19 protein-coding genes are annotated in these 20,053 nt (G+C 72.4%); 12 read left to right on the top strand and 7 right to left on the bottom strand.

The genetic code is table 11. The annotated features are described in order from the left end of the window. Positions 1–192 precede the first annotated feature (192 nt). Entirely contained in the window at positions 193–1,410 is a 1,218-nt protein-coding gene (hemW, locus tag ACZ6QO_RS04310; protein ID WP_465847535.1) for a radical SAM family heme chaperone HemW, read from the top strand. Between the two features lie 60 nt (positions 1,411–1,470). Here the strand turns inward: hemW and ACZ6QO_RS04315 are convergent, their stop codons facing one another. From ACZ6QO_RS04315 to ACZ6QO_RS04325, 3 genes are read right to left on the bottom strand one after another with little or no spacing between them, the layout of a single operon-like run. Continuing rightward, on the bottom strand, positions 1,471–2,196 hold the full coding sequence (locus ACZ6QO_RS04315; protein ID WP_465847537.1) for a DUF4870 domain-containing protein: 726 nt from the start codon (positions 2,194–2,196) through the stop codon (positions 1,471–1,473). After that, positions 2,193–3,023, bottom strand: coding sequence for a DUF3097 domain-containing protein (locus ACZ6QO_RS04320; RefSeq protein ID WP_465847539.1), 831 nt, complete (start codon positions 3,021–3,023; stop codon positions 2,193–2,195). Before ACZ6QO_RS04320 ends, ACZ6QO_RS04315 begins: the two co-directional genes overlap by 4 nt. 21 nt (positions 3,024–3,044) lie before the next feature. Then, entirely contained in the window at positions 3,045–3,935 is an 891-nt protein-coding gene (locus ACZ6QO_RS04325; RefSeq protein WP_465847540.1) for a hypothetical protein, read from the bottom strand. Between the two features lie 254 nt (positions 3,936–4,189). Between ACZ6QO_RS04325 and hrcA the strand changes: the two genes are divergently transcribed. From hrcA to ACZ6QO_RS04340, 3 genes are read left to right on the top strand one after another with little or no spacing between them, the layout of a single operon-like run. Next, positions 4,190–5,200: a heat-inducible transcriptional repressor HrcA gene (gene hrcA / locus ACZ6QO_RS04330; RefSeq protein WP_465847542.1), complete on the top strand. Its 1,011-nt coding sequence runs from the start codon at positions 4,190–4,192 to the stop codon at positions 5,198–5,200. Beyond that, positions 5,201–6,340 carry a molecular chaperone DnaJ gene (dnaJ, locus tag ACZ6QO_RS04335; protein WP_465847544.1) on the top strand — a complete coding sequence of 380 codons (1,140 nt, stop codon included), beginning with the start codon at positions 5,201–5,203 and terminating at the stop codon, positions 6,338–6,340. Between the two features lie 13 nt (positions 6,341–6,353). Beyond that, positions 6,354–7,079: a 16S rRNA (uracil(1498)-N(3))-methyltransferase gene (locus ACZ6QO_RS04340; protein WP_465847546.1), complete on the top strand. Its 726-nt coding sequence runs from the start codon at positions 6,354–6,356 to the stop codon at positions 7,077–7,079. Between the two features lie 56 nt (positions 7,080–7,135). On the opposite strand, the gene ACZ6QO_RS04345 is transcribed toward ACZ6QO_RS04340, so the two are convergent. Beyond that, positions 7,136–7,849 (bottom strand): hypothetical protein, encoded by a 714-nt coding sequence (locus tag ACZ6QO_RS04345; RefSeq protein WP_465847547.1) that lies wholly within the window; start codon positions 7,847–7,849, stop codon positions 7,136–7,138. Next, a complete protein-coding gene (locus tag ACZ6QO_RS04350) occupies positions 7,846–8,325 on the bottom strand; it encodes a SigE family RNA polymerase sigma factor (protein ID WP_465848073.1) in 480 nt (159 codons plus the stop codon). The genes ACZ6QO_RS04345 and ACZ6QO_RS04350 overlap by 4 nt, the downstream gene beginning before the upstream one ends. Before the next feature lie 273 nt (positions 8,326–8,598). On the opposite strand from ACZ6QO_RS04350, the gene ACZ6QO_RS04355 reads away from it, so the two are divergent. From ACZ6QO_RS04355 to ACZ6QO_RS04370, 4 genes are all read left to right on the top strand, one after another. Then, positions 8,599–8,943, top strand: coding sequence for a histidine triad nucleotide-binding protein (locus ACZ6QO_RS04355; RefSeq protein WP_465847548.1), 345 nt, complete (start codon positions 8,599–8,601; stop codon positions 8,941–8,943). Positions 8,944–9,067: 124 nt separating this feature from the next. After that, on the top strand, positions 9,068–10,141 hold the full coding sequence (locus ACZ6QO_RS04360) for a PhoH family protein (RefSeq protein ID WP_465847550.1): 1,074 nt from the start codon (positions 9,068–9,070) through the stop codon (positions 10,139–10,141). Positions 10,142–10,149: 8 nt separating this feature from the next. Then, complete coding sequence (gene ybeY, locus ACZ6QO_RS04365) at positions 10,150–10,629, top strand: rRNA maturation RNase YbeY (RefSeq protein ID WP_465847551.1); 480 nt, start codon at positions 10,150–10,152, stop codon at positions 10,627–10,629. Beyond that, complete coding sequence (locus ACZ6QO_RS04370; protein ID WP_465847552.1) at positions 10,626–11,939, top strand: hemolysin family protein; 1,314 nt, start codon at positions 10,626–10,628, stop codon at positions 11,937–11,939. The genes ybeY and ACZ6QO_RS04370 overlap by 4 nt, the downstream gene beginning before the upstream one ends. 40 nt (positions 11,940–11,979) lie before the next feature. Here the strand turns inward: ACZ6QO_RS04370 and ACZ6QO_RS04375 are convergent, their stop codons facing one another. Then, on the bottom strand, positions 11,980–15,078 hold the full coding sequence (locus ACZ6QO_RS04375; protein WP_465847554.1) for an AfsR/SARP family transcriptional regulator: 3,099 nt from the start codon (positions 15,076–15,078) through the stop codon (positions 11,980–11,982). Positions 15,079–15,182: 104 nt separating this feature from the next. Here ACZ6QO_RS04375 and ACZ6QO_RS04380 point away from each other — a divergent pair, with 104 nt between their 5' ends. The 4 genes from ACZ6QO_RS04380 to ACZ6QO_RS04395 all read left to right on the top strand — a co-directional run bounded on the left by ACZ6QO_RS04380 (position 15,183) and on the right by ACZ6QO_RS04395 (position 18,254). Further along, positions 15,183–15,356 carry a hypothetical protein gene (locus tag ACZ6QO_RS04380; RefSeq protein ID WP_465847556.1) on the top strand — a complete coding sequence of 58 codons (174 nt, stop codon included), beginning with the start codon at positions 15,183–15,185 and terminating at the stop codon, positions 15,354–15,356. A gap of 98 nt (positions 15,357–15,454) precedes the next feature. Next, positions 15,455–16,003: a thioredoxin domain-containing protein gene (locus ACZ6QO_RS04385; protein WP_465847557.1), complete on the top strand. Its 549-nt coding sequence runs from the start codon at positions 15,455–15,457 to the stop codon at positions 16,001–16,003. Then, positions 16,000–17,841, top strand: a complete 1,842-nt coding sequence (locus tag ACZ6QO_RS04390; RefSeq protein ID WP_465847559.1) for an ABC transporter ATP-binding protein — start codon at positions 16,000–16,002, stop codon at positions 17,839–17,841. The genes ACZ6QO_RS04385 and ACZ6QO_RS04390 overlap by 4 nt, the downstream gene beginning before the upstream one ends. Further along, on the top strand, positions 17,838–18,254 hold the full coding sequence (locus ACZ6QO_RS04395; protein WP_465847560.1) for a S26 family signal peptidase: 417 nt from the start codon (positions 17,838–17,840) through the stop codon (positions 18,252–18,254). Before ACZ6QO_RS04390 ends, ACZ6QO_RS04395 begins: the two co-directional genes overlap by 4 nt. Before the next feature lie 405 nt (positions 18,255–18,659). Here ACZ6QO_RS04395 and ACZ6QO_RS04400 read toward each other — a convergent pair whose 3' ends face one another. Then, on the bottom strand, positions 18,660–20,036 hold the full coding sequence (locus ACZ6QO_RS04400) for a WXG100 family type VII secretion target (protein ID WP_465847562.1): 1,377 nt from the start codon (positions 20,034–20,036) through the stop codon (positions 18,660–18,662). Positions 20,037–20,053 lie beyond the last annotated feature (17 nt).

Consider the following 20,053-nt stretch of genomic DNA (forward strand, 5'->3'; position numbering starts at 1 on the left):
AACTTTTTCCCCCCCCCCCGCCACAAAAAGAACAAACACAAAAAACAAAAAACCCCCCCCCCCCCCCCCCCCCCCCCCCCCCCCCCCCTCCCGGCCCCGCTGTCCGGGGCCGCCGCCGAAGCTCGGCGCCGGGCGCGCCGAGTTGTCCACAGGCGGTGCGAGGCATCTGCCGGAGGGCGGCAGACTGGGGGCGTGCCTTCCGTACTTCTCGACGGCGACGCCGTTCCCGCCTCCGGTGAGCTGCCCGCCGACGCCCTCCAGGGCCTCGGCACGCGGCCGTTCGGCTTCTACGTCCACGTGCCGTTCTGCGCCACCCGCTGCGGTTACTGCGACTTCAACACCTACACCGCGGCCGAGCTGGGCCCGGGGGCCTCGCGCGCCGACTACGCCGCCACCGCCGTCGAGGAGATCCGGCTGGCCCGCAGGGTCCTGGGCGACGCCGAGCTGCCGGTGCAGACCGTCTTCTTCGGCGGCGGCACGCCGACGCTCCTGCCCGCGGACGACCTGACCGAGATCCTGCGGGCGATCGACGGCGAGTTCGGGCTGGCGGCGGGCGCCGAGGTGACCACCGAGGCCAACCCCGAGTCCGTCGACCCCGCCTCCCTCGAACGGCTGCGCGCAGGCGGGTTCACCCGCGTGAGCTTCGGCATGCAGAGCGCGGCCGAGCACGTGCTGGCCGTCCTCGACCGGCGCCACACCGCCGGCCGTCCGGCCCAGGCCGTGCGAGAGGCCAGAGACGCCGGGTTCGCGCACGTCAACCTCGATCTGATCTACAGCACTCCGGGGGAGACCGACGACGACTGGCGCGCATCCCTGGCCGCCGCCATCGAGGCGGGTCCCGACCACGTCTCGGCGTACTCGCTGATCGTCGAGGACGGCACCCGGCTGGCCGCCCGCATCCGCAGGGGCGAGCTGCCCATGCCCGACGACGACGTGGCCGCCGACCGCTATGTCATCGCCGACACCATGCTGTCGCAGGCCGGGTTCTCCTGGTACGAGGTGTCCAACTGGGCCACCTCGCCGCAGGCGCGGTGCCGCCACAACCTGCTCTACTGGACCGGCGGAGACTGGTGGGGAGTGGGTCCCGGGGCCCATGGCCACGTGGGCGGCACCCGCTGGTGGAATGTCAAGCATCCGGCCGCGTACGCCTCCCGGCTGGCCACCGGTTCCTCGCCCGGCCATGCCCGCGAGGTGCTGTCCGAGGACGACCGCCGGGTCGAGCGGCTGATGCTCGAACTGCGCCTCGACTCGGGGTTCCCGCTCGCCGACATCTCCCCGCAGGCCCGCACGGCCGTCGCCCGCGCCATGGGCGACGGCCTGCTGCAGCCCGAGCCCTTCAAGCGCGGCCACGCCGTCCTCACCCTGAAGGGCCGCCTGCTCGCCGACGCGCTCATCCGCGACCTCACCTGACGGCAGGCCCGCCGGCCCCGCTTGAGCGGAGGTCGGCTGATGGGGGGGTGTCGAGCGGGGTCAGCTGACGAAGCGGATGTTCAGGGGGTAGCGGTAGTTGTCTCCGCGGTTCGCCGCGACGGCCGCCATGATCATCAGGATCAGCGAGCCGACGGCCACGACCAGCATGAGCAGGATCCCGATGAGCACCAGGACCAGCACGGCCGAGATCGCGTAGGCGATGAAGAGCGTGATCTGGAAGTTCAGCGCCTCGGCCGCCTGGTCGCGCACGTACGGCGACTCGTCCTTCTTCACCAGGTACAGCACCAGCGGGCCGAGGAACGAGGTCAGCAGGCCCAGCAGGTGGGCGAGCATCGCGAGGGTCGTGTCGTCCGAGCCGGGGCGCGGCCCGTACCTGCCGGGGACGTGGGGACCCGCCGCGAAACCCGGCTGCCCGTAGCCGGGCCGGCCATAGCCCTGCCGGCCGTAACCCGGCTGCTGCCCGTAACCCGGTTGGCCGTAGTTCTGCTGGCCGTAGCCTGGCTGGCCATGGCCCTGCTGGTCGGGGTCCGGCCGGCCGTACACGGGCTGCTCGTACGGGGGCGGGGGCGCGTACCCGTATTGGGCGGGGCCCGGCTCGGGGTGGCCGGCGCCGTAGCCGGACGGCCGGTCGGCGGGCCACTCGGACGCGGCAGGCTGCCCGCGCTCGCCGGCCGCCGGGTCGTCGTCCCGCGGGCCGCCCGCCGGACGAGGGTCGTCCTGCGGGCCGCCGGAATCGGAGGGGTGGCCGTACGGAGGATGGCTCATGGGTTCTCCTCGGTCGACACGAAGTCGATCAGCTCCTCGACCCGGCCCAGCAGCTCAGGTTCGAGGTCAGTGTAAGTCCGGACAGCGCCGAGAATGCGGCGCCAGGCCTCCGCCGGTTCGAGCCGCCAGCCGAGCGCCTCGATGACGCCTTCCTTCCATGGGATCCCCCGCGGAACCGCCGGCCAGGCGGCGATGCCGAGGACGGAGGGCTTCACCGCGGCCCAGATGTCGACGAACGGGTGCCCCACGATGAGCACGTGGGCGGAGGAGGAGACCTGGGCGGCGATGCGGCTCTCTTTGGACCCGGGGACCAGGTGGTCGACCAGCACTCCGAGGCGACGTCCCGGGCCGGGCTCGAACTCCGCCACGATGGCAGGCAGGTCGTCCACGCCCTCCAGGTACTCGACGACGACGCCCTCCACCCGCAGGTCGTGGCCCCAGATCTTCTCCACCAGGGCCGCGTCGTGCACGCCTTCGACGTAGATGCGGCTCTCCTTGGCGACGCGCGCCCGCAGGCCCTGGACCGCGATGGACCCCGACGCGCTGCGGGCGGGCCGCCCGGCCCCGGCGGCGTCAGGGGCGGGGCGCACGAGCGTCACGGGCTTGCCGTCGAGCAGGAACGCGGCGGGCGCCAGCGGGAACACCCGCCGCCGCCCGAAGCGGTCCTCCAGGGTGACGGCCTCCTTGTCACAGGCCACCACGGCGCCGCAGAAGCCTCCCTCGGCGTCCTCCACCACGAGGTCGGGCTCGGCCGGGACCTTGGGGATCTTGCCGCGCAGCGGCCTCCGCCAGTCTCCGGCCAGCACGTCCCTTCCGTAGTCCCGCATACCTGGGCACGCTAGCAAAGATCATGCCCGGGGCGGGGCGCCCTGGGGCCACGCGCCGCCGTAGGGGGAGGACGCGGCCGCCCGCCGCCTGCGGTCACGGCCGCGCCGCACCAGCACGACGATCGTGGTGACGACCGCGAGGAGGAACCCGGCCGCCGGGATGAGGAGCAGGAAGGCGACGCCGCCCGCGAGCGCGCCGGTGTCGGCGGTCAGCGACCTGCCGACGCCGAACAGCGCCTGCTTGCCGGCCTCGGCCCGGCAGCTCACCTTGTAGGCGCCCGGAGCGGGCACGCCGATGTCGAACACGGCCTCCCAGACCCGCCCGTCGGCGCCCACCGTCTGGGAGGTCTTGGGCGAGGTCAGGCCGACCTTCTGGCCGGCGGCGTCGGTCGCGAGGCAGGTGACGTCGGTGGGCCCGGACGCCGAGGCGTACAGGATCGGCCTGTCCTTGGGGTCGAGCGTGAGCGACACGCTGCCGCCGCTCTGGAACGTCCGCGTCGGCGCCGCGTCGGTGATGGTCTTGAACAGGCCGCCGGCGAACCCCACGACGCCCACGACGCCGCAGATCACGGCGAGGAGCCAGGCGAGCACGATCCACAGCACGCGCGGCCGCACCGGGCCGGGCGCCGCCGGGGCCGGCGAGGCGTACAGGGGGTGCGCGGCCCCGGACGGAGGCGTCCCGTAGGAGGGCCCGCCGTACGCGGGGCCGCCCGAGGCGCCGTACGGCCCGCCGCCGGAGGCGCCGTACGGGGAGGGACCGGCCGGGGCGCCGTAGGGAACGCCGTAGGGGGCGCCGTACGAGGGCGACCCGGACGGCGGGCCCTGGGGGCGCGGCGGAACCTGCGAACCCGAGGAGTCCTGGCGCGGTGACCGCGTCGTGGCGTCGGTCAAGCGTGGATCGTTCTCGCTCATGGGAGGAGTGTGGGCGGGGTCACTTGCCGACGGATAGCAAGCCGCTTGCCACCGGCGGGGCGGGCCGTTTCCGGCCTGTTCGCGGGGCCGGCGCGACGGGACGGTGAGAGGGTGATCCCCGGTACGCGGCGAGGGTGGCAGGGCATGAGTTATCGCACCCCGTGGCCGGGAGCCGTACACTTGGCACTCGGGAACACTGAGTGCCAGACCAGGCGTTTACGCAGGCACGAACGCGAGGCAGGGAGGTGAGCACGTTGCTCGATGACCGTAAGCTGGCAGTTCTGCGAGCCGTAGTCGAGGACTTCGTGTCCACCAACGAGCCGGTCGGGTCGAAGGCGCTGGCGGAGCGTCACAATCTGGGGGTCTCTCCCGCCACCGTGCGCAACGACATGGCCGTGCTCGAAGAGCAGGGCTACATCACACAACCTCACACGAGTGCGGGGCGGGTTCCCACCGACAAGGGCTACCGGCTGTTCGTCGACCGGCTGTCCCAGATCAAGCCGCTGTCGGCCGCCGAACGCCGCGCCATCGAGACGTTCCTGGCCGGCGCCGTCGACCTCGACGACGTCGTGACCCGCACGGTGCGGCTGCTGGCGCAGCTGACGCGCCAGGTGGCGGTGGTGCAGTATCCTTCGCTGATCCGCTCCACGGTCCGGCACGTCGAACTGGTGCCGCTCGCCGAGCGGCGCATCATGCTTGTGGTGATCACCAACACCGGCAGGGTCGAGCAGCGGGTCGTCGACCTGCCCGACGTGGTGGGGGACGACCAGGTCGCCCACCTGCGGGCGGTGCTGAACGCCAGCCTCGACGGATGCCGCCTCGGCCGCGTGGCCGAGACGGTGGCCGACCTGCCCGAGCGGCTTCCCGAAGAAGACCGGCCGATGGCGGCGACCATCCTGTCGGTCCTCCTGGAGACCCTGGTCGAGCGGCACGACGAGAAGATCGTCTTTGCCGGCGCGGCCAACCTGGCGGGCGATTTCAGTGTCGGCCTGCGCGAGGTGCTGGAGGCGCTCGAAGAGCAGGTCGTGCTGATGCGGCTGCTCGGCGAGGCGAACGACCCCTCCGCCCTCACCGTGCGCATCGGCTCCGAGAACCCCTACTCGGGGCTTCACGGCACCTCGATCGTCGCCGCCGGGTACGGTTCGGGCGACAATGAACTGGCTCGGCTCGGAGTGCTGGGCCCGACGCGAATGGACTACCCGGTGACGATGGGAGCGGTGCGCGCAGTGGCACGCTATGTCGGCCAGATCCTGGCGGGGTCCTAGGTGGCCCGCGACTATTACGGCATCCTCGGGGTCCGCCGTGACGCCAGCCAGGACGAGATCAAGAAGGCGTATCGCCGCCTCGCACGTGAGCTGCACCCTGACGTCAACCCCGACCCCGCGACGCAGGAGCGCTTCAAAGAGATCAACCAGGCGTACGAGGTCCTGTCGGACCCGAACAAGCGCCAGATGTTCGACCTCGGCGCCGACCCGTTCGGCGGCGCGGGAGCGGCCGGGGCGGGAGCGGCCGGCTTCGGCGCGGGCTTCCCGTTCAGCGACATCATGGACGCCTTCTTCGGCGGCGGCGCCGGGGCGCGCGGCCCCCGTTCCAGGGCCAGGCGCGGGCGCAACGCGACGATCCGGGTCGAGCTCGACCTGTCGGAGTCGGCGTTCGGCACCACGCGTGAGCTGGTGGTCGACACCGCCGTGCTGTGCGAGGTGTGCCAGGGGTCGGGCGCGGCGGCCGGCACCCATCCGGACACCTGCGACATGTGTCACGGCCGCGGCGAGATCTCCCAGGTCACTCGGTCGTTCCTCGGCCAGGTGATGACCGCGCGGCCCTGCCCCCAGTGCGGCGGGTTCGGCTCGGTGATCCACCACCCGTGCCAGGAGTGCTCCGGCGACGGCCGGGTCCGCACCCGGCGCACGATCAAGGTGCGCATCCCGGCGGGCGTCGAGGACGGCACGCACATCCAGCTGGCCGGCGAGGGCGAGGTCGGCCCGGGCGGCGGCCCCCCCGGCGACCTGTTCCTCGAGATCGTCGAGCGGCCGCACGACACCTTTGAGCGGCGCGGCGACGACCTGCACTGCACGGTGCAGATCCCGATGACCGCGGCGGCGCTCGGCACGATCCTCACCGTGCAGACGCTCGACGGGGCCGAGGAGCTCGACGTACGGCCGGGCACACAGTCCGGCCAGGTCATCCCGCTGTACGGCAGGGGCATCCAGCGGCTCAACGAGACCGGCAGGGGCGATCTGCTGATCCACGTCAACGTGGAGACCCCGACCAAGCTCGACCAGGCCCAGGAAGACCTGCTCAAAGAGCTGTCCAAGCTGCGCGGCGAAGAGCGCCCGCCCGGCAAGTTCGCCCCCGGCCAGCAGGGCTTCTTCTCGCGGCTCAGGGACGCCTTCAACGGCCGATGAACGGCGGTGTGCGGTGAGCGTGCCGGTGTTCCTCTCCGGCGACCTGTCCGGCGCCGAGATCGTTCTCGGCGGCCCCGAGGGACGGCACGCCGCCGCCGTGCGGCGGCTGCGCGCGGGCGAGCGCGTCGATCTGACCGACGGCGCGGGAGCGGTGGCCGAATGCGTGGTGCGCGAGGCCGGGAAGGACTTCCTGCGCCTCGGCGTGCTCGGCCGCCGTACGGTCCCCGCGCCGGAGCCGCGCCTGGTCGTCGTCCAGGGCCTGCCCAAGGGCGAGCGGGGCGAGCTCGCGGTCGAGATGATGACCGAGGCCGGGGTGGACGTCATCGTCCCGTGGGCCGCGGCCCGGTGCGTCACCCAGTGGAAGGGCGAGCGCGCGGCCAAGTCGCTGGCCCGCTGGCGCTCCACGGCCCGCGAGGCGGCGAAGCAGGCCCGGCGGTTCCACCTGCCCGAGATCACCGAGCAGGCGACCACGGCCGAGGTCGCCGCCCTGCTGCGCGGCGCCGCCGCGGCGGCCGTCCTCCACGAGGAGGCCGCCGTGCCGCTTTCGGCCCTGCCGCTGCCCGCGAGCGGCGACATCGTCATCGTGGTCGGCCCCGAGGGGGGCATCGGCGACGACGAGCTCAAGCGCTTCCAGGAGGCCGGCGCGGCTTCGGCGCTGCTCGGCCCGACCGTGCTGCGCACCTCCACGGCGGGCGTCGCCGCCGCGGCCGTCCTGCTCAGCCGCTCGGGCCGCTGGTGAGCGTGAGCGCTCTCCGGCTCCGCTGACGCGGCGCCCATCGCTTTCCGGCGCGGGCGCTACTCCTGGGTCATGTTCTGGGTGGTGGAGTCGGCCTCGGTGGTCATCTGGGGGGTGACCGTGGGAGCCGGGGGCTCGGTGGGAGCCGCTGAGGCGGTCGGCGCCGGGGGCTCCACCGTCGGCTTGGGGTTGGCGGTGGCGGTCCTCGTCGGCGTCGGGGTCGCGCTCTGCCGCGTCGGCGTGGGACGGGGCTCGGTCGTCCGGTCCGGCTGCGACTCGGTGGCCGTGGGCTCCGGGCAGGGCCGCGGCGAGTCGCCGCCCTCGGGTTCCACGGCGGTGGGCGCGGCGGTGGCGCAGTCGGTGCCCGGCGAGGCCGTCCCCGACGGCGTGGCGGTCACCGAGGGCGTGGCGCTGACCGGCGCGCTGGGCTGCGGACGCTGGGAGCCGCCGACCGCCGGCGGGTGGACCTCGTTCGGCGGGCGGCGGGTGCTCGACTCGTCCGGAGGAGAGGTGTCGTATTGGACCTGGATGATGTGCCGGTCGGTGCCGATCTGGACCTTGAGGCCCGGCACGACCATCACGACGGCGGCGGCCACCACGACGGCCCCGAACGCCGAGGCGGCGGCTCGCCACCAAAACATCCCTCGCCCGCCGCGCTGCTCGATGCGGGTGCGGATGATCTGCAGTCCTTCTGCGGAGGGCACGACAGAATCCGCCTCCGCGCGCAAGACACGGCGCAGGACCTCGCCGTACTCGTCGGGGGACTCGGTCATGACAGTTGCTCCAGTACCGTGCGTAATGCGGCCATGCCGCGGGCTGTGTGGCTCTTCACCGCACCCTTGCTGATGCCCATGGCGTGCGCGATCTCGGCCTCGGACAGGTCGCCGTAGTAGCGCAGCACCAGCGCCTCGCGCTGCCTGTTGGGGAGCCCGCGCAGTGCCTCGATGACGGCGGACCGTTCGAGCTCTCCTATGGCCCCGTTCTCCGCGCTCGGCGCGTCGGGCAGCCCCTTGGGGGCGTACTTCTCCACGACGGCGCGGTGGCGGAGCACTGAGCGCGATCGGTTGACGACCGACTGGCGCAGGTAGGCGAGTGCCTTGTCGGTGTCGCGCAGGCGGCGCCACGCCCCATGAAGGGCGACGAACGCATCCTGCACGACTTCCTCCGCGGTCGCGCTGTCGCGCACCAACAGCATGGCGAGACGCACAAGAGACCGATAGTGGGCGCTGTAAAGCGCCGTCACGGCCATGTCGGCGTCCCATCCGACGGGCACCGCCCCCAGCGACCTTTCGGCCACGAGGGTCTCGGTGGTCACATCTGTTGGACGCACGGCCTTTCCAGAGGGTTTACGCTCTGGCGATTCTTTAGGGGGCATGACCCAGTTGTGTCCTCGCCGATGGCCTGGCCGACACTGACCGCTGTCTGACGCTGAAGTGTCGCACACCAACCCTAGCCGCGCGGATCTTTCCGCGGGACCTCCTCGGTATTACCGATTGGCAACAGAGGTGACTACCATGCGTGCGTGACAGACTGCCTGTTCTGCAAGATCGTGGCCAAGGAGATCCCCGCCACGGTCGTCTACGAGACCGAGCGGACGCTGGCGTTCGCGGACGTCAACCCCCAGGCGCCCACGCACGTCCTGGTGATCCCCAAGGGGCATTACGAGAACGCCGCGGCGCTGGCCGCGGCGGACGACGGCCTCGCCGACGAGGTGCTGAAGACCGCGCACGCGGTGGCCGCGCAGGAGGGGGTGGCCGACTCCGGCTACCGCGTGGTGTTCAACACCGGCCCGCAGGCCGGTCAGACGGTGTTCCACGTGCACGGGCACGTGCTCGGCGGCCGCGACCTGCAGTGGCCACCGGGCTGACCGCGGCCCGGATACCATGGGCATAACAACGGCGCGGTCGGGCCGGCGCGCAGGCTGAACGCCACAAGAGCGCGACGGCGCACACGCATAAGACCGGGAGGCGAGCAGGCCGCAAGGGCCGCCCATGTCCGAGTCATACGAAACCCGCAGCGCGCCCAACGGCGCGCACACCAGCGAAGCGCCCCGAACCAAAGGCCCGTCCCGCACGCAGGCCAAGGTGGTGATCCCGGACGAGCACTCCATGGTGACCATTCTCGGTTCCCGTGACGAGCTGCTGCGGGTCATCGAGGGCGCGTTCCGGGCGGACGTCCACGTCCGCGGCAACGAGATCACCATCAGCGGCAGTCCCGAAGAGAGCGGCCTGGTCGTCCGCCTCTTCGAAGAGATGGTCGAGCTGGTGCGGTCCGGAGCGCAGCTCACCACCGACGCCGTGGAGCGCAGCATCGCCATGCTGCGCATGAGTTCCGGCCGGCCCGCCGACGTGCTGTCGCTGGACATCCTGTCCTCGCGCGGGCGCACGATCCGCCCGAAGACCGTGAACCAGAAGCGTTACGTCGACGCGATCGACAAGCACACCGTCGTGTTCGGCATCGGGCCGGCGGGCACCGGCAAGACCTACCTGGCCATGGCCAAGGCCGTGAAGGCCCTGCAGGCCAAGGAGGTCAACCGCATCATCCTCACCCGGCCCGCCGTCGAGGCGGGGGAGCGGCTGGGCTTCCTGCCGGGCACCCTCTACGAGAAGATCGACCCCTACCTGCGCCCGCTCTACGACGCGCTGCACGACATGCTGGACCCCGACTCGATCCCGCGGCTGATGGCGGCGGGCACGATCGAGGTGGCGCCGCTGGCCTACATGCGCGGGCGCACGCTCAACGACGCCTTCATCATCCTGGACGAGGCGCAGAACACCTCGCCCGAGCAGATGAAGATGTTCCTCACCCGCCTGGGCTTCAGCGCCAAGATCGTCGTCACGGGCGACGTCACGCAGATCGACCTCCCGGGCGGCCAGCTGAGCGGCCTGAAGGTCGTCCAGGATATCCTTGACGGCATTCCGGACATCCATTTCTGCAGGCTGACGAGCGCGGACGTCGTGCGGCACAAGCTGGTGAGCGACATCATCGACGCCTACAGCCGCTACGACCTCGCGACCGCCGAGCCGCATGCCATCAAGGGCGGCAAACGCCCGCGGGGGAGATAAGAAACACCATGAGCATCGAGGTGGCCAACGAGTCGGGCGTCGAGGTGGACGAGTCCTCGCTGGTCGAACTGGCCGGTCACGTGCTCGGCCGCATGGGCATCCACCCGCTGGCCGAGCTGTCCATCCTGGTCGTGGACGAGGCGGCGATGTCGCAGCTCCACGAGCAGTGGATGGGCGAGCCCGGGCCGACGGACGTCCTGGCCTTCCCCATGGACGAGCTGCGTCCCAACCCCGGCGGTTCGCGGCAGGACGTCGACGCCCCGCTCGACCCGGCGCTGCTGGGCGACGTGGTGCTGTGCCCGCAGGTCGCGGCCAAGCAGGCCGCGGAGGCCGGCCACAGCACCCGCGAGGAGCTCGAACTGCTCTGCACGCACGGCATCCTGCATCTCCTCGGGTACGACCACGCCGAGCCCGAGGAGCACGCCGAGATGTTCGGGCTCCAGGGCGAGCTGCTCGAAGCGTGGCGGGAGGTGCGGCGGGAGCCGTGAGTTCCCCCAGCGGATGGCTGCTGTCGGCCGTCCTTCTGATCTTCCTCGGTGGCCTGCTGGCCAGCGCGGAGACCGCCCTGGCACGCATATCGCGGGTGCGCGCCGAGGAGTTCGCGCGCAAGGGCCACCGCGGGGCGCAGCGTCTCCAGGCGATCGTCGCCGATCCGCCCCGCTACCTCAACCTGCTCCTGCTGCTGCGGCTGAGCTGCGAGCTGATCGCCACGGTGATCGCGACGCTGCTGTTCATCGACTGGCTGGGCGACGAGGGCCAGGCGTACGCCGTGGCCGCGGGCGTCATGATCGTGATCAGCTACGTCATCGTGGGCGTCTCCCCGCGCACGCTCGGCCGCCAGCACGCCGAGCCGGTCGCGCTGGCGAGCGCGCCGATCGTGTACGGGCTGACGCGCATCTTCGGGCCGCTGCCCAAGCTGCTGATCCTGCTGGGCAACGCGCTCACCCCCGGCAAGGGGTTCCGCGACGGCCCGTTCACCTCCGAGGCCGAGCTGCGCGACCTGGTCGACCTGGCCGAGGAGCGCCGGGTGATCGAGCCGGACGAGCGCCAGATGATCCACTCGGTGTTCGAGCTGGGGGACACCCTGGTCCGCGAGGTGATGGTGCCGCGCACCGACATGGTGTTCATCGAGCGCGGCAAGACGTTGAACCAGGCCCTGTCCCTGGCGCTGCGCAGCGGCTTCTCCCGCATCCCCGTGGTGGGCGAGAACGAGGACGACGTCGTCGGCATCGCCTACCTGAAGGACATCGTGCGGCGGGTCCACGAGGCCTCGGCGCACGGCGACGCCGAAGGCGAGAAGATCGGGTCGCTGATGCGCCCCGCCACGTACGTGCCCGAGAGCAAGCCGATCGACGAGCTGCTGCGCGAGATGCAGGCCCGCCAGATCCACCTGGCCATCGTCATCGACGAGTACGGCGGCACCGCGGGGCTGGTCACCATCGAGGACGTCCTGGAGGAGATCGTCGGCGAGATCGCCGACGAGTACGACCAGGAGGCGCCGCGCGTCGAGTGGCTGGAGGACGGCGGCGCCAGGGTGACGGCGCGGCTGCCGGTGGACGAGCTGGGCGAGCTGTTCGACACCGAGCTGGAGGTCGACGACGTCGACACGGTGGGCGGCCTGCTCGCCCACGCCCTGGGACGGGTGCCCATCGCCGGCTCGCGCGCCACGGTGGACGGCCTCAGCCTGACCGCCGAGAGCACGGCCGGCCGCCGCAACCGCATCAGCACGGTCGTCGTGCGCCGCGCCGTCCCCGTGCAAGATCTCCCCGTTCCGGCCTCCGCCGAGCACGAGCCCTGATCGGACGGTCGTCCGCCCGTGACAGGCCGAGGGCAGGGGGTCAGATCGAGGCGTCGAGCGTCTGACAGAGCAGGGCGCTGAGACGGGCGGCCTCCTTCTCGTCGCCGAGTTCGCGGTACTGCCGGCAGGCGTCGAGCAGGGTGCGGCGCGCGGCGGCCAGGTCGCCGCTCGCGGTGTAGGCCTCGCTGAGCGCCGCCGTCGTGCGGGCCTTGCCGTAGGCGTGCTGGAGGCGCTCCCACAGGGCGGTGGCCGCCTGGAGCCGGGCGATGCCCTGTTCATGGCATCCCTCGGCGCTCTCCAGGCGGCCGAGCCCGTGGAGAGCGATCGCGCGGCCGAAGTCGTAGTGGCAGGCGGCGCTGGCGGCCAGGCCGCGCTCCAGCGTCTCGCGGGCGTCGGGGTGGCCGTGGTCGGCGTACAGCTGCCCGAGATGGGCGAGCATCATGGCCTCCAGCAGGGGGTCGGACGAGGCCCGCGCCTTGGCGACGGCCAGGCGCAACTGCTCGCCGCCCTCGGTGAACCGGCCGCACCGCTTGTGGATGACGCCGATCAGCGCCCGGACGACGCACTCGTCGCGCGGGCTGGCGAGCCGCCGCGCGATCGCCATGGCCTGCTCGGCGTGCGCCAGCGCCTGGTCGTAGTCGCTGCGCTCGTTGCCGATGATGCCGAACTGCTGCAGCACGTGCAGCTCGCCGAGCGAGTAGCCGCACGAGCGGGAGATCTCCAGGCTCTCGCGCAGCAGGGAGATCGCGACCTCCTGATCGCCGCGCAGCCGGTGCGCGTCGCCGGACAGGTACAGCGCGTCCGCCTGGCCGCGTCGCACGCCGAGCTCCCGGAAGATGCCCAGGGACGCCTCCGCCGACTCGATCTTGTCGGCCAGCGCGGTGCCCGGCTTGCCGGAATGCAGGTCGGCGAGGTTGCGTAACATGACCGCCTCGCCGAGGCGGTCGCGGCCCTCGCGGCAGGCGGCGAGCGCCAGCCGGTGCGTCCACGTGCCCTCGGGGGTGTCGCGCAGCTCGTAGAAGCTCTGGGCGGCCGCGGCCAGCCCCCAGGCGTACCGCGTCGCGCCCATGGCGGCCGCCTGCCGCACCAGGGCGGCGAGCGTCCGCCGCTCCGCCTCGAACCAGGCGAACGGGTCGCTCACCATGCCCTCGGCCTCCTCGGGACGCCGGCGGGAGACGTCCGGGCGCAAGCGGGCCAGGGTGCGCGCGGGAAGGCGCGCGTCGGCCTCCTCGGCGAGCAGCAGCCAGCCGCCGAGCGCGCGGGAGACGGCGGCGTGCCGGGCGGACGCGTCGTCCTCCGTCTCGGCCTGGTGGCGGGCGAAGATGCGGATCAGCTCGTGCAGGCGGAACCGCGCCCGCCCCGCGGGGCCGGGGCCGACCTCGTCGACCAGCCGCGCGTCGACCAGGGAGTCCAGCCATTCCTCCGCGAGCCGCTCGGGCGCGCCGGTCAGCGCGGCGGCGGCCCACATCGGGAAGTCGGGGGTGTCCAGCAGCCCGAGCAGCCGGAACAGCCGGCGCCGCGGCTCGTCCAGGCCCGCGTAGGAGGTGCCGATGGCCGCCTTGACGTCCAGGTCGCCGGCCCTGAGACGGTCGAGCCTGCCCGCCTCGTCGCGAAGCTCCGAGGCGAACAGCGACAGCAGCCAGCCGGGACGCGCGGTCGCGCGGGCTCCCGCGATGCGCACCGCCAGGGGCAGCCTGCCGCACAGCTCGACGATCTCCAGCGCGGCGGCGGGTTCCCGCTCGGCCCGCCCGTCCGTCACGATCTTGGCGAGCAGGCTCATGGCGGCGTCCGGTTCGAGGACGTCGAGGTCGACGAAGGAGGCCGACTCCAGGCCCAGCAGTCGTTTGCGGCTGGTGACCACCACCGCGCATCCGGCCGCCCCGGGCTGCACCGCCCGGACCTGCGCCTCGGCGTCGGCGTTGTCGGCCAGCACCAGGACTCGCCGGCCGGCGAGCAGGCTGCGGTAGTGCAGGATGCGCTCGTCGAGGGACTCGGGGACCGACGCGCCCGGCACGCCGAGGGCGCGCAGGAACTGTCCCAGCACGGTGGCGGGCGTGACCTGGCCGCTGAAGTCGGCCCAGAGCTGGCCGTCGGGGTAGCTCTCTTCGAGCCGGTGCGCCAGGTGGACGGCGAGCGTGGTCTTCCCGACCCCCGCGCGGCCGGAGATGGCGAGCGTCCTGAGCGCGCGCGGCTCGTGCGAGGACAGCGCCGCCGTGCAGCGCAGGACCACCGCCTCGCGGCCGGTGAAGTCGGCGAGGCAGGGGGGCGTCTGCACCGGGCCGCGGGCCGGCGGCGGGCCGGACGGCGCCACTGAGCCGTCGCGCGGCCGGGCGGCGCCGCCGGGGTCGCGGCCGGGTCCGCGCGGGCGCTCGTCCGTCAGGATCTCGTGGTGCAGGCGGCGCAGCTCGGGGCCGGCGCCGACGCCGAGGTCCTCTTTGAGCCGCTCCTGGTGGCCGGCGAAGAACTTAAGCGCCTCGGCGCGGCGTCCGGTCAGCCGCAGGGCGCGCATGAGCTGGACGGCGAGGCCCTCGCGGAACGGATGCTCGGCGACCAGGCTCACCAGTTCCTTGACGACGTCCTCGGCCCGCCCCGCGGCCAGGTCGCCCTCGAACCGCCATTCCAGCGCCGTCAGCCTGCGCTCGCCCAGGATGTCGGCGTAGACGGCCACCGACGAGGTGGCGGGCACGTCGTCCATCACCGGGCCGCGCCACAGCGACAGGGCGCGCTCGATCACCTGGTGCGCCCGCTCGGACTCGCCGCGGGCGCGCAGGCGGCCGCCCTCGTCGCACAGGTCCTCGAACAGGGCCGCGTCGATGGCCCGGCGGTCGAGGTTCAGCCGGTAACCGCCGTTGCGGTGCTGGATGACCTCGGCGTCGCCGTCGCCGAGCAGCCGCCGGAGCGCGTGGACGTAGCCGCGGACCAGCGTCCGGCACGAGGCCGGAGGCGCTTCCCCCCACAACTCGTGGATCAGCTGGTCCGAGGAGATGTGCTGACCGGCTTTGACGAGCAGGGCGGCCAGCGCGCCGCGGGCCTTCGCTCCGCCGGGGGCCACCCACTTTTCGCCATTCCATGCCTCCAGCGGCCCGAGGCAGCGAATCGTCATCGACGCCAAGCCGAACTCCATTCGGACGTGGTCCATGAACAGAATCTCTACGCCTCTTCTACTCCTGTTCTACGGCGGCGCTCAACAATCGCTGCTGACCGTGAATTCGGTATCGGTCCTCACAGAAGGGGTGAACGATCGTGAGGAAAATCGGTTCCCTGGCCGACCGGCTGCTGGGCCTCGTGGTGCCCAAGGGCCGGGCGGAGGCCGCGTCCTGCTGGTATGAGCAGTGCGGCGCCCGGCACTCCAGGTACTGCTGCTACTACCCGGACAGCGGCGTGATCATCTGCGACGCCTGTCTCTACCGCCCGTAGGCACGCTCTCCTCCGGTTGATTCCTGTCCGTAGTCCGCGAATCCACCTCCGCCGGCCGGCGCCCATCCGGCCGGCGGAACCCCCTCTGAGAGGACCGGATGACAGTGCCCTATTTGACCGCGGTCGTGATCGTGCTGAGCGTCCTCTGCGGGCTGAATCTGTTGCTGACGCTCGCCGTGGTGCGGAGATTAAGGGAACACACGAAAAGGCTCGATGAATTGTCCGGAATGGGGGCCGCGGCCGGCCGGCTGCCCGCGCCCGGATCGCCGATCGGGCATTTCGCGACGCCGACCCTCGACCACGGGCCGGTGTCCCCGGACATGCTGGACGTCGGCGCGCCCGTCGGGTTCTTCTCGCCGACCTGTGAGCCGTGCCGTGCCGCTCTGCCGGAGTTCCTCGCCCACGTCGCGGCGCTGCCCGGCGGGGCCGACCGGGCGCTCGCGGTGGTGGCCGGCGCGGAGGAGTCCGACCCCATGGTCATCGCGCTCGCCGAAGTGACCCGGGTGGTCGTGGAGGATCACGGGGGACCGGTGGCCTCGGCCTTCGGGGTGCGGGCCTTCCCCACGTTCTGCCTGGTGGGCGCGGACGCCTCCATCGCGGCCGCCCGCTTCGACGTGTCCGCCCTGACCGGCCCGATCGCGGTATGACCGCGAAGGCGGAAGGGATCCGCTCCCGCGCGCGGGACCTCGGCGCGGCGCTGCGAATGAGCTGGCAGGCCGGGCCGGTGCTGCTGTCCGGCCACGTGGCCGTCGCACTGCTCGCCGCCGCCATCCCCGTCACCACGGCCTGGCTCACCAAGGTCGTGCTGGACGGTCTGGCGGGCGACAGGTCCGCGGTGCTGCCGGCGGCGGTCGCCCTGGTGGCCCTCGGTGCGCTGACGCTCACGTTGCCGCAGACCCGGCGGTTCCTGCGCGGCGAGCTGAAGCGCGCCATCGCCCTGCGGGCGCAGGATCGGCTGTACACGAAGGTGAACGGGTTCACCGGGCTGGCCAGGTTCGAGGACCCCATGTTCCTGGACCGGCTGCGCATGGCCGACCAGGCGGCCCGCCACACCTCCGGCCAGATCGCCGACGGGGCGCTCGGCATCGCGCAGGGCGCGGTCACGGTGCTCGGGTTCGTCTTCTCGCTGGCGGTGATCAGCCCGGTCGCCACCGTGGCCGTGCTGGGCGCCGCCCTCCCCGCACTGATCGCCGAGCTGTCCCTCAGCCGGCGCCGCGCCCGGGTGATGTGGCAGATCAGTCCCATCGAACGCAGAGAGATGTTCTACGGGCGCCTGCTCACCGACGTGCAGGCCGCCAAGGAGATCAGGCTCTTCGGACTCGGCGTCTTCCTGCAGGGGCGGATGAGAGCCGAGCGCGTGCGGGCGAACGGGGAGCACCGGCGGATGGACCGCCGCGAACTGGTCACGCAGTCGGCGCTGAGCCTAGCGGGCGCGGCGGCGGCCGGCCTCGGGCTGATCCTGGCGATCAGCGCGGCGCTGAACGGCGCGGGCACGGTCGGCGATGTGTCCATGTTCGTGGTGGCGGTGGCCGCCGTGCAGACGGCGGTGGGGTCGCTGGCCGAGCAGGCCGCCTACACCCACCAGGAACTGCTCATGTTCGGCCACTATCTGACCGTGGAGCGGATGGGCCCCGACCTGCCCCGGCCGGAGCGCGCGCGGCCCGCCCCGCGGGGCGGCGACATCGAGCTGCGCGACGTCTGGTTCCGCTACAGCGACGACCACCCGTGGATCCTGCGCGGCGTGGACCTCACCATCCCGCACGGGTCGTGCGTGGCCCTGGTCGGGCTCAACGGGGCGGGCAAGAGCACGCTGGTGAAGCTGCTGTGCCGCTTCTACGAGCCGACGTCCGGCTCCATCCGCTGGGGCGGCGTGGACCTCAGGAACATGGACCCCGACGAGCTCAGGGCGCGGATGGGCGCGGTCTTCCAGGACTACATGTCCTACGATTTCACCGCCGCGGAGAACATCGGGCTCGGCGACCTGACCGCCATGCAGGACGGCGAGCGCATCGAGGCCGCCGCCCGGCGGGCGGGGGTGGACGAGGTCGTGCGCGCGCTGCCCCGAGGCTACGCCACCATGCTCAGCCGCTCGTTCTTCGGCGAGGCGGACAAGGACGACCCCTCCACGGGGGTCGTCCTGTCCGGCGGCCAGTGGCAGCGCCTGGCGATCGCCCGCGCGCTGTTCAGGGAGGGCTGCGAGGTGATGATCCTGGACGAGCCCAGCGCCGGCCTGGACGCCCGCGCCGAACACGAGATCCACCGGCGCCTGCGGGCGCTGCGGGCGGGCCGTACCAGCCTGCTCATCTCGCACCGGCTCGGCGCGGTGCGCGACGCCGACCTCATCGTGGTGCTGGAGGACGGCCGGATCGCCGAGCGCGGCACCCACGACGAACTGATGCTGGCCGGCGGCGCGTACGCGAAGCTGTTCACCCTCCAGGCGGAGGGCTACCGCGACGAGGCCGCCCTGACGGGGAGGGAGCCATGATCGGACTGATCTCCATGGCCGCGCTGGGGCTGGTGTTCGCCGTGGGCTGGGCGTGGATCCGCCGCCGCTTCCTGGTGGTGACGATCCACGGGCGGAGCATGGAGCCCACCTACCGGGCGGGCGAGCGCGTGCTGGTCCGCAGGGCGCCGCTGACCGAGGTGCGGCCGGGGCAGGTCGTCGTCATGACGGACCCGGTGCCGCCGGGACAGTGGATCATCAAGCGGGCGGTGGCCGTCCCGGGCGACCCGGTGCCGGAGGTGATGGACGCGGCGGGGGGCCCGGGCGCGCGGGTCCCCGAGGACTGCCTGGTGCTGCTGGGCGACAACCCCGCCGTCAGCGTCGACTCGCGCAGGTTCGGCTACTTCTCCGGCGGGCGGCTGCTCGGAGTTGTGTCCCGGCGCCTGCGGGCTTAGTAGCATGCCGCCAATCGTTTGGGGTGGTTGGCGGCATATGTGTCAAGCGGGCTTTAAGTGACTTGCAAGTGGCTCGTGGAATCTTGATGCCAGGCGCCCAACGGCTCGGGGCGTCGGCAAGGGGGAGGGCCGGTGTGCCGGGGAGGGGTTCGCGGGACATCGGCAGAGCCGGGGGGATGCGTGGCGGCCCTGGCCGGGAGACCGGCCGGGGCCCGACACGCCGGAAAGGGTGCCCCCGCCTACGCTGGGCGGGCTGGGGCACCCTTTCCGGCATGTCCGTCGCGTTGCTCGTCGGGTGGGCGGCCTGGGGAGGCCGCCCACCGGCGCGTGAGCCTTGTCGCGGGGCGTGTGCCCCGCGCGGCGCCGGGCCTGGTGAGGGCCCGGTGAAGGGCCCCCGCGGCGCCGTCAGCAGATGATCGTCGGGGCGACCTGCTGGTCGGTACCCCAGTCGTCCTCGTCGCCGGTCAGCCACGTGCTGCGCTCGCGCTCCTGCTTGTCGCCGCCGCCGGCCGCCGGGCTCATCGGCATGAACGGCATGCCGCCCATGCCTCCGGCGCCGGCGGGGCCCACGCCGACGCCGCGGCCGACCTGGCCGGCGCCTCCGGCGAAGCCGGAACCGGCGCCGTAGGAGCTGCCGGGGCCGCCACCGGCGCCGCCCGTCCCGTTGACCCCCGTGCCGATCGGCACCGCGCCCACGCCCGTGGGGCTGGTGAAGGTCGTCGTGGGCGAGTTCAGCCCGGTTCCGTTGGGCGTCGCGAGGTTGGTCAGGTTCGGGTTGTTCAGGCCGGGGGTGTTCAGCGCCGGGTTGTTGAGCCCGTTGGGCTGGTTGAACCCGGCCAGGTTGGTGGAGCGCGGGTCGTTCGGGTCGAGCCCGTTGCCGCCCAGGCCGTTCGTCCCGTTGCCGTTGGGCAGGCCGGTCCCGTTGCCGGTTCCCGTGCCGTTGCCGTTGCCGGTCCCGCTGCCGGCGCCCGTCCCCGTGCCGTCACCGGTTCCGTCGCCCGTTCCCGTCCCGTTGTTCCCGTCTCCGGTGCCGGCGCCCGGCTGGATGGTCGAACCGTCGTCCGTGCCGGGGAACCCCGTCGTGTCGAAGCCGTTCTTCGAGTTCGGGTCGTTCAGCGGAGAGTAGGTGCTGTTCGGACCGGTGTACCCGCTGCCGTCGGTGTTCGGCATGGTGAAGTCCTTCGGGAACTTCGGCAGGTCGGGAATGTCCGTGGTCGGGGCCAGCTGCGGCATCTCGTACTCGACCCGTGCGGGAAGGGCGTTGTACAGGGTGAGCATCTCTTTGTTGAGATTCTCGAGGTGGTGGCGGGCGCGGCTGTTGGGCGAGTCGGTCGCCTTCGCCGCCGTCGAGTTGGGGTCGTCCTCGCCCCAGTCGCCGGGCACGAAGTCGATGCCGTTGGACCACGAGCCGAAGACGTCGTCCTTCACCTGGTAGTTGTCGCGGTACCAGGTCAACTTGTCGCTGAGGGTCTGGAGGGTGGACCCCATGCCCTCCATCTTGGTGGCGAGTTCTCTGCCGGTGCTGACCAGCTTCTCCGAAGCCTGACGGAACAGGGTTCCCGCAGGGCTGTCCCAGGCGTCCGGCATGTCGGTGATGATCTGCTTGTGCAGCGCCTCGGCGCTCTCTTTGATCACCTTGGCGGCGGCCGCGTGGACCTGGCCCGCCTGGTACACCGCACCGGGGTCGGTCGAGTTGAGCCAGTTGCGCACACTGCCGACGTCACCGTCCGGGACCGCCGTCTCCGGCTGCGCGCCCCGGATGTTCTTGAAGTCGATTCCCACGAAAACCCCTTGCCGAA

The organism is Sphaerisporangium sp. NPDC049457, assembly GCF_055586705.1.

Bases quoted from the DNA above. Each gene is read 5' to 3' on its own strand.
- ybeY (WP_465847551.1), top strand. From the start codon at position 10,150: ATGAGCATCGAGGTGGCCAACGAGTCGGGCGTCGAGGTGGACGAGTCC.
- ACZ6QO_RS04325 (WP_465847540.1), bottom strand. From the start codon at position 3,935: ATGAGCGAGAACGATCCACGCTTGACCGACGCCACGACGCGGTCACCG.
- ACZ6QO_RS04360 (WP_465847550.1), top strand. From the start codon at position 9,068: ATGTCCGAGTCATACGAAACCCGCAGCGCGCCCAACGGCGCGCACACC.
- ACZ6QO_RS04350 (WP_465848073.1), bottom strand. From the start codon at position 8,325: ATGGCCGTGACGGCGCTTTACAGCGCCCACTATCGGTCTCTTGTGCGT.
- ACZ6QO_RS04395 (WP_465847560.1), top strand. From the start codon at position 17,838: ATGATCGGACTGATCTCCATGGCCGCGCTGGGGCTGGTGTTCGCCGTG.
- ACZ6QO_RS04315 (WP_465847537.1), bottom strand. From the start codon at position 2,196: ATGAGCCATCCTCCGTACGGCCACCCCTCCGATTCCGGCGGCCCGCAG.
- ACZ6QO_RS04390 (WP_465847559.1), top strand. From the start codon at position 16,000: ATGACCGCGAAGGCGGAAGGGATCCGCTCCCGCGCGCGGGACCTCGGC.
- ACZ6QO_RS04375 (WP_465847554.1), bottom strand. From the start codon at position 15,078: ATGGACCACGTCCGAATGGAGTTCGGCTTGGCGTCGATGACGATTCGC.
- ACZ6QO_RS04320 (WP_465847539.1), bottom strand. From the start codon at position 3,023: ATGCGGGACTACGGAAGGGACGTGCTGGCCGGAGACTGGCGGAGGCCG.
- ACZ6QO_RS04345 (WP_465847547.1), bottom strand. From the start codon at position 7,849: ATGACCGAGTCCCCCGACGAGTACGGCGAGGTCCTGCGCCGTGTCTTG.
- ACZ6QO_RS04385 (WP_465847557.1), top strand. From the start codon at position 15,455: ATGACAGTGCCCTATTTGACCGCGGTCGTGATCGTGCTGAGCGTCCTC.